The 16120-nt window shown below is 35.3% G+C and carries 15 protein-coding genes; all 15 read left to right on the forward strand.

Features of this window, described 5'->3' with window-relative positions; translation table 11 throughout:
- Positions 1–18 precede the first annotated feature (18 nt).
- The gene (hpt, locus tag ACSVDA_RS18340) at positions 19–561 is read left to right on the forward strand and encodes a hypoxanthine phosphoribosyltransferase (protein ID WP_320211149.1); all 543 of its coding nucleotides are present in this window, start codon (positions 19–21) and stop codon (positions 559–561) included.
- Between the two features lie 105 nt (positions 562–666).
- The gene (ftsH, locus tag ACSVDA_RS18345; RefSeq protein ID WP_485884978.1) at positions 667–2598 is read left to right on the forward strand and encodes an ATP-dependent zinc metalloprotease FtsH; all 1932 of its coding nucleotides are present in this window, start codon (positions 667–669) and stop codon (positions 2596–2598) included.
- A 409-nt stretch (positions 2599–3007) separates the two neighbouring features.
- Complete coding sequence (locus ACSVDA_RS18350) at positions 3008–3787, forward strand: type III pantothenate kinase (RefSeq protein ID WP_485885007.1); 780 nt, start codon at positions 3008–3010, stop codon at positions 3785–3787.
- A 68-nt stretch (positions 3788–3855) separates the two neighbouring features.
- On the forward strand, positions 3856–4734 hold the full coding sequence (gene hslO / locus ACSVDA_RS18355) for an Hsp33 family molecular chaperone HslO (RefSeq protein WP_485884980.1): 879 nt from the start codon (positions 3856–3858) through the stop codon (positions 4732–4734).
- 411 nt (positions 4735–5145) lie between these two features.
- The gene (locus ACSVDA_RS18360) at positions 5146–6072 is read left to right on the forward strand and encodes a peptidyl-prolyl cis-trans isomerase (protein WP_485884982.1); all 927 of its coding nucleotides are present in this window, start codon (positions 5146–5148) and stop codon (positions 6070–6072) included.
- Between the two features lie 104 nt (positions 6073–6176).
- Positions 6177–7100: a cysteine synthase A gene (gene cysK, locus ACSVDA_RS18365; RefSeq protein ID WP_485884983.1), complete on the forward strand. Its 924-nt coding sequence runs from the start codon at positions 6177–6179 to the stop codon at positions 7098–7100.
- A 514-nt stretch (positions 7101–7614) separates the two neighbouring features.
- Positions 7615–9030 (forward strand): anthranilate synthase component I, encoded by a 1416-nt coding sequence (gene trpE, locus ACSVDA_RS18370; protein ID WP_485884985.1) that lies wholly within the window; start codon positions 7615–7617, stop codon positions 9028–9030.
- Positions 9031–9106: 76 nt separating this feature from the next.
- Entirely contained in the window at positions 9107–9685 is a 579-nt protein-coding gene (gene pabA / locus ACSVDA_RS18375; RefSeq protein ID WP_485884987.1) for an aminodeoxychorismate/anthranilate synthase component II, read from the forward strand.
- Between the two features lie 8 nt (positions 9686–9693).
- Positions 9694–10563 carry an aminodeoxychorismate lyase gene (gene pabC / locus ACSVDA_RS18380; protein ID WP_485884989.1) on the forward strand — a complete coding sequence of 290 codons (870 nt, stop codon included), beginning with the start codon at positions 9694–9696 and terminating at the stop codon, positions 10561–10563.
- A 74-nt stretch (positions 10564–10637) separates the two neighbouring features.
- Positions 10638–11414, forward strand: coding sequence for a dihydropteroate synthase (gene folP, locus ACSVDA_RS18385; RefSeq protein WP_485885009.1), 777 nt, complete (start codon positions 10638–10640; stop codon positions 11412–11414).
- Positions 11407–11766: a dihydroneopterin aldolase gene (folB, locus tag ACSVDA_RS18390; RefSeq protein ID WP_485885011.1), complete on the forward strand. Its 360-nt coding sequence runs from the start codon at positions 11407–11409 to the stop codon at positions 11764–11766. Before folP ends, folB begins: the two co-directional genes overlap by 8 nt.
- Positions 11767–12294 carry a 2-amino-4-hydroxy-6-hydroxymethyldihydropteridine diphosphokinase gene (folK, locus tag ACSVDA_RS18395; RefSeq protein WP_485884991.1) on the forward strand — a complete coding sequence of 176 codons (528 nt, stop codon included), beginning with the start codon at positions 11767–11769 and terminating at the stop codon, positions 12292–12294. It begins immediately after the preceding gene.
- The gene (locus ACSVDA_RS18400) at positions 12246–12458 is read left to right on the forward strand and encodes a helix-turn-helix domain-containing protein (RefSeq protein ID WP_485884993.1); all 213 of its coding nucleotides are present in this window, start codon (positions 12246–12248) and stop codon (positions 12456–12458) included. Before folK ends, ACSVDA_RS18400 begins: the two co-directional genes overlap by 49 nt.
- A 43-nt stretch (positions 12459–12501) precedes the next feature.
- On the forward strand, positions 12502–13503 hold the full coding sequence (gene dusB / locus ACSVDA_RS18405; RefSeq protein ID WP_485884995.1) for a tRNA dihydrouridine synthase DusB: 1002 nt from the start codon (positions 12502–12504) through the stop codon (positions 13501–13503).
- A 442-nt stretch (positions 13504–13945) separates the two neighbouring features.
- A complete protein-coding gene (gene lysS, locus ACSVDA_RS18410) occupies positions 13946–15430 on the forward strand; it encodes a lysine--tRNA ligase (RefSeq protein ID WP_485884997.1) in 1485 nt (494 codons plus the stop codon).
- Positions 15431–16120: the final 690 nt, after the last annotated feature.

Here is a 16120-nt window from a genome sequence, read left to right on the forward strand (position 1 = left end):
TCTAGGAGGAAAGTAGTCATGAATCATGATATTCAAAAAGTATTAGTTACAGAAAAAGAAATTCAAGAAAAAGTAAAGGAATTAGGTGAAGTTCTAACAAAAGATTATCAAGAGAAATTCCCACTAGCTATTGGCGTGTTAAAAGGCGCAATGCCTTTTATGGCTGACTTATTAAAAAGGGTTGACACATACCTTGAAATGGACTTTATGGATGTTTCTAGCTATGGTACATCAAGAGTATCATCTGGAGAGGTAAAAATATTAAAGGATTTAGACACATCTGTAGAAGGACGAGATATCTTAATTATCGAAGACATTATCGATAGTGGCTTAACTTTAAGCTATCTAGTGGAATTATTTCGCTACCGTAAGGCCAAATCAATTAAAATTGTTACATTATTAGATAAACCTTCTGGACGCAAGTCTGATGTAGAAGCAGATTATGTAGGCTTTATTGTACCTGATGAATTTGTTGTAGGTTATGGCTTAGATTATCTTGAGAAATATCGCAATTTGCCATACATAGGGGTCCTTAAACCTGAAGTATATACGGAATCATAAATAATATTTTTAAAAAGCAAAATAATAACAGTAAATTAATTGTATTGGTATGTTTTTCTATGATACTATTGAGTATAGTTTTTTTACCGTGGGAGGAGGTAAGGAATGAATCGGATTTTTCGTAATACTATATTTTATTTATTAATTTTTCTAGTTGTTATTGGTATAGTTGGTGTCTTCAACAATACTAATCAAACAACTGAGGAAATGTCATATGATGTATTCATAGCTAATTTAGAGGGCAATAATGTTAAATCTCTTGCAATACAACCTGCACGAGGGGTATATGAGATTAAAGGTCAATTAAGATCTTATGAGAGTGAAGAGCAGTATTTTATTACATACACACCAACACCTTTTTCAGAGGCAATGTTACAGCGGATTGATACAATTGCAGCAGAAAATAGTGTAGTCGATTTTGTTCCAGCAAAAGAAACAAGTGGATGGGTTACGTTTTTCACTTCAATCATTCCATTTGTGATCATCATTATTTTATTTTTCTTCTTGCTGAACCAAGCTCAAGGCGGTGGAAGCCGTGTGATGAACTTTGGTAAAAGTAAAGCTAAACTTTATAATGAAGAAAAGAAAAAAGCAAAATTCAAAGATGTGGCTGGTGCTGATGAAGAGAAACAAGAGTTAGTTGAAGTCGTTGAGTTTTTGAAGGACCCTAGAAAGTTTGCAGAACTAGGCGCTCGCATCCCAAAAGGTGTTTTACTAGTTGGCCCTCCAGGTACAGGTAAAACATTATTAGCTAGGGCTGTTGCCGGAGAAGCTGGCGTACCTTTCTTCTCCATAAGTGGTTCTGATTTCGTGGAAATGTTTGTTGGTGTCGGTGCGTCTCGTGTTCGTGACTTATTTGAAAATGCGAAGAAAAATGCTCCTTGTATTATCTTCATTGATGAGATCGATGCCGTAGGACGTCAACGTGGTGCTGGCCTTGGTGGAGGTCATGACGAGCGTGAACAAACATTAAACCAATTGTTAGTTGAGATGGATGGCTTTGGTGCGAATGAAGGAATTATTATTATAGCAGCAACAAACCGCCCAGATATTTTGGACCCTGCATTACTTCGCCCAGGTCGCTTTGACCGTCAGATTACTGTCGATCGACCAGATGTTAATGGAAGAGAAGCGGTGTTGAAAGTACACGCACGCAATAAACCGCTAGCAGATTCTATTGATTTAAAAGCAATCGCCATGCGCACTCCTGGTTTTTCAGGTGCTGATTTAGAGAATTTATTAAATGAAGCTGCTTTAGTAGCGGCAAGACGCGATAAAAAGAAAATTGATATGCTCGATATGGATGAGGCTACAGACCGTGTAATTGCTGGACCGGCTAAAAAGAGCCGTGTCATCTCTGAAAAGGAACGGAAGATCGTTGCTTACCATGAAGCTGGACATACAATTATCGGTGTTGTACTGGATGAAGCAGATGTCGTACATAAAGTGACGATTGTTCCAAGAGGTCAAGCCGGTGGTTATGCAGTAATGCTACCTAAAGAAGATCGCTACTTTATGACTAAGCCTGAGTTGCTAGATAAAATTACTGGCTTATTAGGTGGACGTGTTGCTGAGGAGATCATTTTCGGTGAAGTGAGTACGGGTGCTCATAATGACTTCCAACGAGCAACTGGTATTGCAAGAAAAATGGTAACAGAATATGGTATGAGTGATAAGCTTGGACCATTGCAATTTGGTCAGGCTCAAGGAGGTCAAGTGTTCTTAGGCCGCGACCTTCATAACGAGCAAAACTATAGTGATGCCATTGCACATGACATTGATATAGAGATACAAAGATTTATTAAAGAATGTTATGCGAAAGCTAAAGACATTTTGACAGAAAACCGTGATAAGCTCGAACTAGTAGCAAAAACCTTACTTGAGGTTGAAACACTTGATGCTGAACAAATTAAGTATTTAATAGATAATGGAAGATTACCTGATCGTATTGAAGAGAGCAGTTCGGATGATGTGAAAGTAAACATTAGCACTAAAAAAGAAGAAGCTCCATCTGATGATCAAGATCAACAAGATTAATTTAGCTTTGTGATCGAAAATTAGTAAAGATGAAGGGTTAAGAAGATGTCTCGGTTTTTCGAGGCATCTTTTTTGAAGGCTCTTTTCGTAAACTTTGTTGTTATTTATACAAAATTACGACAGTAAAAAGAAGTCTTGTATAATTATCTTCATATTATAGAAGAAAAGATGCCATGAAACTATTGTTGTTTCCGTGTTATATCTTAGAACGAAAAGCAACAAGCATTGCGAAAACAGACTTTTTGAATATGCTTGGGCTCTTCTGTTGTTGACTAAATCTGATTGGTATACTAGCATAAGCTGACACCATGCGCTTTTGTAACCATTTGTGGTATGATGAGGAATATGTTGTTATTTTTATGTAGTAATAGTTTTGAATAACAGTTATTTTGATAAAAGTGGTGATGAAATGATTTTTGTCTTAGATGTCGGGAATACTAATACCGTTTTAGGTGTTTATGAACAAAATGAGCTTAAATATCATTGGCGGATTGAAACGAGTAGAAATAAAACTGAAGATGAATATGGCATGATAATCAAAGCGTTATTTAAGCACGTAGATTTAGATTTTTCAAATATTGACGGCATCATTATTTCTTCTGTCGTTCCACCAATTATGTTTGCGCTGGAAAGAATGTGTCACAAGTATTTTAATATAAATCCGTTAATCGTTGGCCCAGGAATAAAAACAGGTTTAAATATAAAAATAGATAATCCAAGAGAAGTAGGGGCAGATCGAATCGTAAATGCAGTAGCGGGAATGCATTTATATGGAAGTCCACTTATCATTGTCGATTTTGGTACTGCAACAACTTATTGTTACATTAATGAGCAGAAACAATATATGGGTGGGGCTATAGCTCCTGGGATTGCCATTTCAACGGAGGCGTTATATTCCAAAGCAGCTAAGTTACCTAGAATAGAAATTGCACATACAGATCATGTTATTGGCAAGAACACAGTTTCTGCAATGCAATCTGGAATATTGTACGGTTATGTTGGTCAAGTAGAAGGAATTGTAAAGAAAATAAAAGCTCAAGCTAATGTTTTACCAACAGTTATCGCTACAGGTGGACTTGCATCATTAATTGCTGATGAGTCAACTGTTATAGATGTTGTCGATCCATTCTTAACGTTAAAAGGTTTACAACTGATTTATCAAAAGAATCAAGATTCTTATAAAAACTAATTGTGTTTTAACATACTTATTGAATTAATTATTATATAGTTGCATCAGTGAAAGGGGTATTAACAACCATGTCTGATTATTTAGTAAAAGCCTTAGCTTATGATGGGCAAGTCAGAATATATGCAGTAAAGACAACAGAAACTGTCGGAGAAGCTCAGCGTCGTCAATATACATGGCCGACAGCCTCAGCCGCATTAGGAAGAACAATGACTGCAGGCGTAATGATGAGTGCGATGTTAAAAGGTGACGAAAAAATTACGATTAAAGTAGATGCTGGTGGGCCAATTGGAGCAATTATCGTGGATAGCAATGCACATGGAGAAGTGAGAGGGTATGTATCCAATCCACAAACACACTTCGATCTAAATGAACATGGCAAGCTAGATGTGGCAAGGGCCGTAGGGACAAATGGTTTTTTAACTGTGGTGAAAGATATAGGTTTGCGTGAGAATTTTACTGGTTCAGTTCCGATTGTTTCTGGAGAGTTAGGTGAAGACTTTACATATTATTTTGTAACATCTGAGCAAACCCCATCATCTGTTGGAGTAGGTGTTCTAGTTAACCCTGATAATTCTATTCTTGCTGCAGGTGGGTTTATTATACAACTCATGCCAGGCACAGATGAGGATACGATTGTTGCAATAGAAGAAAGGTTAAAAACGATAGAGCCTATATCTAAATTAATTGAAAAAGGGTTATCCCCTGAACAAATTATTTGTGAACTAATAGAAAAAGATCATGTGAAAATATTAGACAAACAACCCGTAACTTTTAAATGTAACTGTACAAAAGAAAGGTTTGCAAATGCAATTATTAGTTTAGGTCCTGACGAAATAGAAGAAATCATTGTGGAGGAAGGCCAAGCTGAAGCACAATGCCATTTTTGTAATCAAAAGTATTTGTTTTCAAAAGAAGAACTTGAGGCTCTTAAAAAAGAAGCGATGTAATTGAGTAAGACTCTTTCCATCAGAGGCTTTAAATAATGGCTCTTTCCTAAATTTTGTTGTTATTTATACAAAATTACGATAGTAAGTCTTATATATGATTCTGTGTTTATTAGTATGAAAAACAACAATCACTGTGTAAACAGCATAAACAAATAATAGCTTTTCACGGTAACTTTGTTATTAGCATAGTAAGATATTTTATTGTGAAACTAGTATCATTTACATATGATAAGATGTTACGAATATTTGTTGAATACGGGTTTAATTCATACAACGATAAAGCACAACCTATACAGAATAAACGTCAAAAGATAGATGTCTCGAAAGTTAGCTATATGGATGTCTTGTCTTGTTGTGAAAAAAACCATAATGAATACGAAAATTACCTTTAGCAAAATGGAGGGGGTAAAGTTGAGTAAAAAAGCGTTATGGATACTTGTTTTTGGCCTTGTAATTTTAAACTGTTTTACAATCTTAATTTTGATTGATGACAAGCAAGATGTAGTTGATGTTACAAAGCCTGTTAATTTTAATGAAAAGATTATACAAACAGAATCAGAAGAAATTATTGCATCTGTAGGGAATGAAGATATATATAGACAACAGTGGCTCAATGAGTTAGAAGCTGAATATGGAAAAGCAACTTTACAAAATATAATCGATAGAAAAGTAATTGAACTATTAGCTGAAAAATATAATATACAAACAGATGAGGAGTCCGTTGAGAGAGAGTTAAAGATGATTAAAAAATATTTCTCACTTGCTAATGATGATTGGGATGACGAGAAATGGAGAGAACAAATCCGTTACAGCATGTTACTTGAACAATTACTAACAAAAGATGCAAACGTTCAAGAGGACGAAATAAGAGACTTTTATGAAAAAAACAAAGAATTATATAATATTGAAACAAAGTATCATCTATCACATATAGTTGTAAAATCAAGGGCAGAGGCAGAACAAGTCTATAATGAATTAAAAGAAGGGTCGAGTTTTGATGTGCTAGCCATGGAGAAATCTGTTGATGAATTTACCGCTAATTATGGAGGGGAGCTAGGTGTCCTTTCATCTGATAGTAAATTAGTACCTAAAGAGTATTTTGAAACTGCTGAACAATTAAAACAAAATGAATGGAGTCAGCCGATAACAGTAGAAGGTGGTTTTGCAGTCGTTCTTTTACATGAGAAAATAGACGGAATTAACTACTCTTTTGAAAGTATGAAGGACCAAATAAGAAGGCAAATAGCACTCGAACAAATGGATGGCCCGATATCTGCACAACCATTTTGGGATGAGGCAGAAGTGTCTTGGTTTTATGGTAAAGATGCAAATAAATAAATCTTTTTAAATGAGACTTGAAAATAATTGACAATTTCTATAATTTCGAGTACATTTATTGTATACAAAACAAATCAAAATACTCGGAATTAAGAGGTGATAAAATGAAAATTGTTAATTCTGTTAATGAGTTAATCGGCCAAACACCAATTGTAAAGTTAAACCGTCTTGTCGAAGACGATTCTGCTGAAGTATTTTTAAAGTTAGAATTTATGAATCCTGGGAGTAGTGTAAAGGATAGAATTGCTTTAGCAATGATTGAAGCAGCGGAAAAGAAAGGGTTACTAAAACAGGGTGATACAATCGTTGAACCGACAAGTGGTAATACAGGAATTGGTTTAGCGATGGTTGCAGCAGCCAAAGGCTATAAATCGATCTTAGTAATGCCAGAAACAATGAGTTTAGAAAGAAGAAATTTACTAAAAGCTTACGGTGCAGAAATCGTGTTAACTCCTGGTAGTGAGGGAATGGGCGGAGCAATACGTAAGGCTAGTGAATTGCGTGAAGATCACGGATACTTTATGCCACAGCAATTTAAAAATGAGGCAAACCCTGAAGTTCATAAGCTAACTACAGGAGTAGAAATAGTTGAACAAATGGGTGATCAATTAGATGCATTTGTTTCAGGGATAGGAACTGGCGGAACAATTACTGGAGCAGGTTCAGTATTAAAAGATAAATATCCAAATGTAAAAATTGTGGCTGTTGAACCATCAGATTCACCTGTATTATCTGGAGGTAAACCAGGACCGCATAAAATTCAAGGTATTGGTGCAGGATTCGTACCAGATATTTTAAATACGGATGTGTATGACGATATTTTGAAGATTACTACTGAAGAAGCATTTGAATATGCACGTCGTGCTGCTAAAGAGGAAGGTATTTTAGGTGGGATATCGTCGGGTGCAGCAATATGTGCGGCATTAAAAGTAGCGAAGCAGCTAGGAAAAGGAAAAAAAGTTTTAGCAATTATTCCAAGTAATGGTGAGAGATATTTGAGTACACCACTATATCAATTTGAAGAATAGAACTTTATAAGAAATAATTTTTTAAAAAACAGCGCCTTAACGGAGCTGTTTTTTTGCTGATTGTTGCTTTGCATTCTAAGGTATAAGCACGTATATCCAATATACGTGGCATCTTTGCTACGTTTAAAATTATTGAGTTCTCATAAAACTCTTTAGCAACAAAATTTGCTAAAAGAGTCTTTTTTAAAATGTTGATTTCGTATTATGTAGTGTTTCATACTAAGACATAAGAACGTATAAATCTAACGTTCGTAGCATCATTAAAGGCTATGATAGTTGCCTTAATTGATCAAGCATAGATACAATATTTACGAAATTTACGAGAAGAGCTTTTAATTAAAGAGGTAAGGTTCTAGCTATAGTGATAAACACGGGAGATATATTAACTATTTTAAGTCTTCATAACTCTTTTTACACTTTCATTCGAAATTTTAGATGCTGGAAGGTGAACTCTTAGAGACATTCTTGTACAATAGGCTTATCAGTTTTAGTTTGGAGTAAGGAGTGTGACACGATGCAACAAAGAAGACCTGTAGCTAGGAAATTACCTATAAAAGAAGATGAGTGGTTTAAAAGATATAAATACTTATCAAAAGATGAACCGTATCACATGCTACTTGAAAGTGGGCGTGGAGGGAAATATAGCATAATTGGTCTAAGGCCGTTTGCAACAATTAAAGGAAAAAATAATCAGGTTGAAATTATAGAACATGGTCAACGCTCTACAATAGAAGGGGATCCACTTGTAGTTCTTAAGGAATGGATGAGGAAATATAAAACTGAACATGTACCTAGCTTACCAGATTTTCAAGGTGGTGCTATTGGCTATATAAGCTATGATTATGTTCGACAAATTGAGAAATTACCTACAGTGGCTGCTGATGATTTACTTACACCTGATATTTGTTTTTTTATTTTTGATGACATTTTTGTTTATGATCATAATGAGAATATACTATGGCTAATGACAATTGATAACGGAGATGATGAAAAAACACAGAAACGTTTAGATCATTATGAGAGGATGTGGAGTGTAGAGATAAGTCATGAACTAAATTTCGCTTATCCTACACATGCAAATCAGCATCAAAATGTATCAATGTCTGAAGAAGAATTTAAAGAAGCGGTAGAAAAGGTAAAAAATTATATTGCACAAGGTGATGTCTTTCAGATTAATTTATCCGTACGGCAATCAAAATCCATTACAAAGCACCCTATTGACATTTATGAACAATTACGTGAGTTAAACCCATCCCCATATATGGCATATTTGGAAATGGGCGATGTTCAAATTGTCAGCGGTTCTCCAGAGCTTCTTATTAAAAAAGATGGAGAAGAAGTGAGTACGCGTCCGATTGCAGGGACCCGCTCTCGTGGGACAACTCATGAAGAAGATGTTAAGCTTGCCAATGAGCTTATTCAAAATGAGAAGGAACGGGCTGAACATGTTATGCTCGTTGACTTGGAGCGGAATGACTTAGGGCGAGTTTGTAGATATGGAACGGTAGAAGTTGATGAATTTATGATTATTGAGAAATATTCACATGTAATGCACATCGTCTCAAATGTGAAAGGGAAGTTAGGTGAAAATAAGAATGCGTATGATTTAATTAGAGCTGTCTTCCCTGGTGGAACGATTACTGGGGCACCTAAAGTGAGGACGATGGAAATTATAGAAGAGTTAGAACCTGTACGTAGAGGAATGTATACAGGGTCAATTGGTTGGATAGGCTTCTCAGATAATCTTGAATTAAATATAGTTATTAGAACAATGGTTGTAAAGGATGGTATTGCTCATATTCAAGCAGGTGCAGGTATTGTAATTGATTCAAATCCAAAATATGAGTATAAAGAGTCATTAAAAAAAGCTAAAGCGCTGTGGAAGGCTATAGAATTATGTGAAGCTAAGGAAGTAAACTCATTCGAGTAAATTTGAACATTGAAGCTTGCTAACTTTTCACTTGAAGGGATGCTAAAGCACAAAAAATATTGATGAGGTGACGATAATGATTTTAATGATCGATAATTATGATTCTTTTACGTATAACCTAGTACAATACTTAGGTGAATTAGGAGAAGAGTTGGTAGTAAAGCGTAACGATGAAATAACGATAAAAGAAATTGAGGAGTTAAACCCAAGCTTCATTATGATTTCCCCTGGGCCATGTAGCCCTAATGAAGCAGGTATAAGCCTAGAAACTATCCAATATTTTGCTGGGAAAATTCCACTTTTCGGAGTGTGTTTAGGACACCAATCGATTGCTCAGGCATTTGGTGGAGATGTTGTAAGAGCTGATAAATTAATGCATGGAAAAACATCTCAAATTTTTCATAATCAAAAAACAATTTTTAAAGATATTGAAAATCCTTTAACTGCAACGAGATACCATTCTTTAATTGTGAAAAGAGAGACTTTACCTGATTGTTTTGAAATTACAGCTTGGACTGAAGAAGATGAGATTATGGCGATCAGACATAAAACCTTACCTATTGAAGGTGTTCAATTTCATCCAGAGTCTATTATGACTGCTTTCGGTAAACGGCTACTTAAAAATTTTATTGATCAATACAGGGAAGTAAAATAAATCAGTTTATGTATATTTACTTAGACGGCAATATTTTTAAAAAAGAAGATGCGAAGATTTCTCCATTTGACCATGGGTATATGTATGGAATAGGTTTGTTTGAGACACTTGCAGTATATGATGGACACCCTTTTTTGTTGGACGATCATCTTTCAAGGTTAAATGAAGGGTTAAACAGTTTAGCAATAGATATAGAGCTGAATCGAGATGAGATTTTTTCAATAATTACTCGTTTACTTAACAAGAATAACCTTTCAAATGCTTATGTTAGATTGAATGTTTCAGCTGGAGTAGGAGATATCGGTTTGTCGGTTGAACATTATACAGAGCCTACCGTCATTATATATATGAAACCACTACAAGTACCAGCTGTAGAAAAAACTGGTGTATTTCTAAAAACAAAGAGGAATACACCAGAAGGAAAAAGTCGTTTAAAGTCACATCATTTTTTAAACAATATTTTTGGGAAGAGAGAGATAGGAGTAGATGCGACAAAGGAAGGGATATTTCTATCTCAAAAAGGATTTATTGCAGAGGGGATTGTGTCGAATGTTTTTTGGGTAAAGAACGATAAAATCTACACACCTTCTCTGGAAACAGGGATTTTGAACGGAGTTACAAGACAGTTTGTAATGACTCTTGCAAAACATAATGGTCTGCATATTGATGAAGGGTTATTTAAACCAGATGAAATACTAATGGCTGATGAGGTGTTTGTAACAAATTCGATTCAAGAATTGATACCGATAAATAAAATAGAACAAAGATATTTTCAGGGAAATAAGGGCATCGTTTTTAATACTTTGAAGAAGCAGTACAATGAAACGAAAAAATCGTTATGGAGTAGGGTTGACCTACAAAGCTTTTGGAAGGAGTGAAACGTGTGAAAGGTCAGCCTTTACAGTTATCATGTGGACCTTATCATCTAGATTTTACTAAGAAGACCTATATTATGGGTATAGTCAATGCTACACCTGATTCATTTTCAGATGGGGGTAAATATAATTCGATTGAATTAGCTGTAAAACATGCCGAGAGAATGACTTCTGAAGGTGCTGATATTATTGATATCGGAGGAGAATCAACACGCCCTGGGGCAAACAAAGTGTTGTTAGATGAAGAATTATCAAGAGTTATTCCAGTTGTAAAAGAAGTTGCGGCAAATGTGAATGTGGCGATATCTATAGATACGTATAAGGCTGAAGTAGCTAAGCAGGCAATTGAGGCTGGTGCTCATATTATCAATGATGTTTGGGGTGCTAAGGCTGATCGAAAAATGGCCGAGGTAGCTGCACATTATCAAGTTCCAATTGTATTAATGCATAATCGGACTAACCGTAATTACCAAAACTTTATTGTTGATGTGCTTAATGATTTGAGAGAGTGTGTGTCTATAGTTAAATCTGCCGGAGTGAAAGATGACAACATCATTTTAGATCCTGGTGTTGGTTTTGCAAAATCTTTTGAACAGAATCTTGAAATCATACGACATTTAGATGAGTTAAACAAGCTTGGATACCCTGTGTTATTAGGGACATCTCGAAAGTCTTTCATTGGACAAGTTTTGGATTTACCACCAGCTGAACGTGTAGAAGGTACCGGTGCGACTGTTTGTTTAGGTATAGAAAAAGGATGCCATATCGTAAGAGTTCATGATGTTATGCAAATTTCTAGAATGGCCACGATGATGGATGCCTTGGTAGGGAAAGGTGTGAAGAACAATAGATAAAATAGTTGTAAATGAAATGATGTTTTATGGTTATCATGGGGTATTTACTGAAGAAACAAAATTAGGACAGCGGTTTTTAGTAGATGTTGAGCTTCACCTCGACTTATCAAGTGCCGGTCAAACTGATCAATTACAGAATACAGTTAACTATGGTGAAGTATATGAAATTTGCCAACGTATTGTGGAGGGAAAACCATATAAGTTAATAGAAGCAGTGGGCGAAAGAATTGCAGCTGATTTATTAGCAACATTCGTTCCAATAGAAGAATGTACTGTGAAAATAACAAAGCCTGGCCCGCCAATTCCGGGTTATTATAAAGATGTAGCAGTATTCATAACAAGGAGTCGCTAAATGACACGAGAAGCTTATATTGCACTAGGTTCTAATCAAGGTGATAGACAATTATATATGTTTAAAGCTATTAAAAGTTTACAATTGCATCCTCAAATTACTATAATGAAAACTTCATCAATTTATGAAACAAACCCTGTTGGTTATACAGATCAGGATCAATTTCTCAATATGGTAATTAAAGTTAATACAGACCTTTCAGCACTTGATTTATTAACGATTTGTCAGCATACAGAAGAACAATTAGGAAGAAAAAGGGAAATTAGGTGGGGTCCTCGAACAATTGACCTTGACATTTTGTTATATAATCAAGAAAATATTGAAACAGAGCAACTTATTGTTCCACATCCACGTATGCTTGAAAGAGCGTTCGTCATGGTACCATTGTTAGAGATCGATCAACATGCTGTCCTTGTAAAGGATGTCGATTCATCATCGGTTAATATCAACAAATTAATTGATAGAGAAGGGGTACATGTATGGAAACGGAGAATTGGGGAAGACGTATTCGAGCTTTTCGAAAGCTAAAGGGCTATACCCAAGAAAGTTTTGCAAAAGATCTTGGGGTTTCAATAACTGTGTTAGGAGAGGTTGAGAGAGGAAATCGATTACCTAGCGAAGAGTTAATGAAAAATATTTCGGATAAACTTGAAGTAAGTATAGGTGAGTTATCGCCATTTAGTGACCTATAAGTCAATTATATAGATTAGAAGTATTCAACAAGGAGGGACAAATATGCTAAAGATTGGTGATTTACAAATGAAAAACCCTGTTGTGTTAGCTCCTATGGCTGGTGTATGTAATTCAGCCTTCCGTCTAACTGTAAAAGAATTTGGTGCAGGGCTTGTTTGTGCAGAAATGGTAAGCGATAAAGCCATTCTATATAAAAATGCAAAGACGTTAGGTATGCTCTATATTGATGAACGAGAGAAGCCGCTCAGCTTGCAAATATTTGGTGGAGAAAAAGAGACTCTTGTAGAAGCTGCGAAATTTGTAGAACAAAACACAACAGCTGATATTATTGATATTAATATGGGATGTCCTGTTCCCAAAATTACAAAGTGTGATGCAGGTGCAAAATGGTTGCTTGATCCAGCTAAAATATATGAGATGGTTGCTGCTGTCGTTGATGCTGTACAAAAACCTGTCACTGTGAAAATGCGTATGGGTTGGGACGATGATCATATATTTGCAATTGAGAATGCAATGGCAGTTGAACGTGCCGGAGGAAAAGCTGTATCGTTACATGGGAGAACTCGTGAGCAAATGTACGAGGGTAAGGCAAACTGGGATATCATTAAACAGGTAAAACAAGCGGTTAATATACCGATCATCGGAAATGGTGATGTTGAAACTCCACAGGATGCAAAAGCGATGCTAGAGCAAACAGGTTGTGATGGGGTAATGATAGGACGAGCGGCATTAGGTAATCCTTGGATGATATACCGTACAGTCAAATTTCTTGAAACGGGTGAATTAATTGAAGAACCTGGAATTCGAGAAAAGATAGATGTTTGTATTTTACACCTTGACCGACTAATTGCTCTGAAAAATGAGAACATAGCTGTGAAAGAAATGAGAAAGCATGCAGCATGGTATTTAAAAGGGATTAAAGGCAATGCAAGAGTAAGGAATGCTATAAATGATTGTCATAATAGAGCAGACTTAGTAAATCTACTAACAAAGTTCGTTAATGATGTGGAAAATAAACAGCAAAGTGTAGCGAAAGTTGTTTGACATCAAGTATGGCCTAGAATATAATAACCCCTAAAAGACGTTTATATACTGCCAGTCTATCGCTGGCAGTTTTTCTAAAGGAAGAAAAGTATCACCCTTTCACCTTGAAGGCATAAGCAACTTCAACGGAAAGGGTTCCAACGCTTTTTAGAAACTAAATTCTTTAGACTTAACTCAATTTCAGATTAACTCGGCACTGTCGGGTTTTTCTTTTTAACAATGGCAGATTTCGTATAGATTGTTATTTTCTTTCTTAAATAGAAACACGTATGCAGCTAGCGACCGGGATATCTTTTTCTCCTTTCATATTCCTTTATTCTATTTTGGTAAAGATAACAACTGAGTTAACCGAAAGAGCCCTTGAATAAGTTACGCTTCTTTTGAACTAGAAGTATATAAAATCTCTTTTTTTGTTAGAAAAATAATATTGGAGTTGATAGGTATGAGTACAGAAGAGTTGAATGATCAGTTAATAGTCAGACGAGAAAAATTACATAAGTTAGAAGAAAACGGGATTGATCCATTTGGAAAACGTTTTGAACGTACACACTCCGCTAAAGAGCTGATTTCCACCTTGGATCACTACTCTAAGGAAGAGTTAGAACAAAATGAAGTACAAGTTAAAATAGCAGGTAGAATAATGACAAAACGAGGGAAGGGTAAAGCTGGTTTTGCGCATATTCAAGATTTGACAGATCAGATCCAAATATACGTTAGAAAAGATGCGGTAGGTGATGCACCATATGAGACTTTTACCATCGCAGACATTGGAGATATCATTGGAATTTCTGGTACTGTTTTTAAAACAAAAGTTGGGGAGCTTTCTATTAAAGCAACTTCATTTGAATTATTAACAAAATCACTTAGACCATTACCTGATAAATATCATGGTTTAAAGGATATAGAGCAAAGATATCGTCAGCGATATTTAGATTTAATTACTAACCCTAAAAGTAAGCAAACGTTCATATCTAGAAGCCAAATTATTCAATCCATGAGACGTTATTTAGATAACAATGGATATTTAGAGGTAGAAACTCCGATGATGCACTCAATCGCAGGCGGAGCTTCGGCAAAACCTTTTATTACTCACCATAATGCTCTAGATATTCCCTTATATATGAGAATTGCAATTGAATTACATTTAAAGAGATTAATTGTTGGTGGCTTAGAAAAAGTTTATGAAATCGGTCGTGTATTTCGTAATGAGGGTGTATCTACTCGTCATAACCCAGAATTCACAATGCTTGAACTTTATGAGGCGTATGCGGATTTTGAAGACATTATGTCATTAACTGAAAATATGATCGCTCATATTGCAGAGGAAGTACTCGGGTCTACAACTGTTTTGTATGGTGATGATGAAGTAGAATTAAAGCCAAAATGGAAAAGACTACACATGGTTGACGCAATAAAAGAATATGTCGGCGTAGACTTTTGGAAAGAGATGAGTGTTGAAGAAGCACGTGTTCATGCGAAAGAGCATGGTGTTGAAATAAATGATAATATGCTATATGGACATATTGTAAATGAATTCTTCGAACAAAAAATAGAGGATAAACTTATACAACCGACATTTATTTATGGTCATCCAGTAGAAATTTCTCCTCTAGCTAAGAAAAACGCACAAGATCCACGTTTTACTGATCGTTTTGAGCTGTTTATCGTTGGTCGTGAACATGCCAACGCATTTACCGAACTGAATGATCCTATTGATCAAAGGCAACGTTTTGAAGCACAAATAAAAGAGCGTGAGCAAGGCAATGATGAAGCGCATATGATGGATGAGGACTTTGTTGAGGCGTTGGAATATGGAATGCCACCAACAGGGGGATTAGGAATTGGAATTGACAGATTAGTCATGTTGTTAACGAATGCTCCATCCATTAGAGATGTGCTGTTATTCCCTCAAATGAGAAACAAATAGTTAATTCCCCCTAAACTTGTCTTTTAGGGGGTTTTTTCATAAAGTTGTTGTTCCTATATTCATCAACATATGTATATAACTAGATTTTTTGGCATTCATCTTTTCTTCTATAAAGACTGTTTTCGCATTGATTGTTGATTTTTTTCATAGATATAAGGACTTATACATCTAGCGTTCGTGATATTTTGTCTACTTTTGGAACTATTAAGTTCTTTTTAAAGCTCATCATACTGCATGTTTTTGTAGAAATAGTAACGAAGTTTACGAAATGAGCCTTTATAAAACGATGACTGTTGCGCAAAACAACATCATTATATTCTAGTTTAGTAAAAATAGAAACATTGTTTATAAACGGGGTCTAATAAATGCTTTAGATGAAGATTCAACAATTAATAAAGTTTCTTTGAAATTTTATTAAAAAAACTATTGATTGTTATTAAAATAGATGTTATATTATTATTCGTCGCTAAGAAACAACGACAATTATTGATGAAAGTCGACAAAAAAAGATGTTGACTTAGACAAGATTCGATGTTATTATAATAAAGCTGCTCCAAGAAAAACGCAGCTGAAATGTTCTTTGAAAACTAAACAAAACAAAAGCGTCAACGTTAATTTTTTTGAACAAATGAGCAATCAAACTTTATTGGAGAGTTTGATCCTGGCTCAGGACGAACGCTGGCGGCGTGC

Source organism: Cytobacillus sp. Hm23, assembly GCF_051842895.1.
Taxonomy (GTDB): Bacteria; Bacillota; Bacilli; order Bacillales; family SM2101; genus Nanhaiella.

Coding starts and splice junctions, on each gene's coding strand:
- ftsH (WP_485884978.1), top strand. CDS start 667: ATGAATCGGATTTTTCGTAATACTATATTTTATTTATTAATTTTTCTA.
- cysK (WP_485884983.1), top strand. CDS start 6,177: ATGAAAATTGTTAATTCTGTTAATGAGTTAATCGGCCAAACACCAATT.
- ACSVDA_RS18400 (WP_485884993.1), top strand. CDS start 12,246: ATGGAAACGGAGAATTGGGGAAGACGTATTCGAGCTTTTCGAAAGCTA.
- hpt (WP_320211149.1), top strand. CDS start 19: ATGAATCATGATATTCAAAAAGTATTAGTTACAGAAAAAGAAATTCAA.
- folP (WP_485885009.1), top strand. CDS start 10,638: ATGGGTATAGTCAATGCTACACCTGATTCATTTTCAGATGGGGGTAAA.
- hslO (WP_485884980.1), top strand. CDS start 3,856: ATGTCTGATTATTTAGTAAAAGCCTTAGCTTATGATGGGCAAGTCAGA.
- pabC (WP_485884989.1), top strand. CDS start 9,694: ATGTATATTTACTTAGACGGCAATATTTTTAAAAAAGAAGATGCGAAG.
- folK (WP_485884991.1), top strand. CDS start 11,767: ATGACACGAGAAGCTTATATTGCACTAGGTTCTAATCAAGGTGATAGA.
- ACSVDA_RS18350 (WP_485885007.1), top strand. CDS start 3,008: ATGATTTTTGTCTTAGATGTCGGGAATACTAATACCGTTTTAGGTGTT.
- pabA (WP_485884987.1), top strand. CDS start 9,107: ATGATTTTAATGATCGATAATTATGATTCTTTTACGTATAACCTAGTA.
- dusB (WP_485884995.1), top strand. CDS start 12,502: ATGCTAAAGATTGGTGATTTACAAATGAAAAACCCTGTTGTGTTAGCT.
- trpE (WP_485884985.1), top strand. CDS start 7,615: ATGCAACAAAGAAGACCTGTAGCTAGGAAATTACCTATAAAAGAAGAT.
- lysS (WP_485884997.1), top strand. CDS start 13,946: ATGAGTACAGAAGAGTTGAATGATCAGTTAATAGTCAGACGAGAAAAA.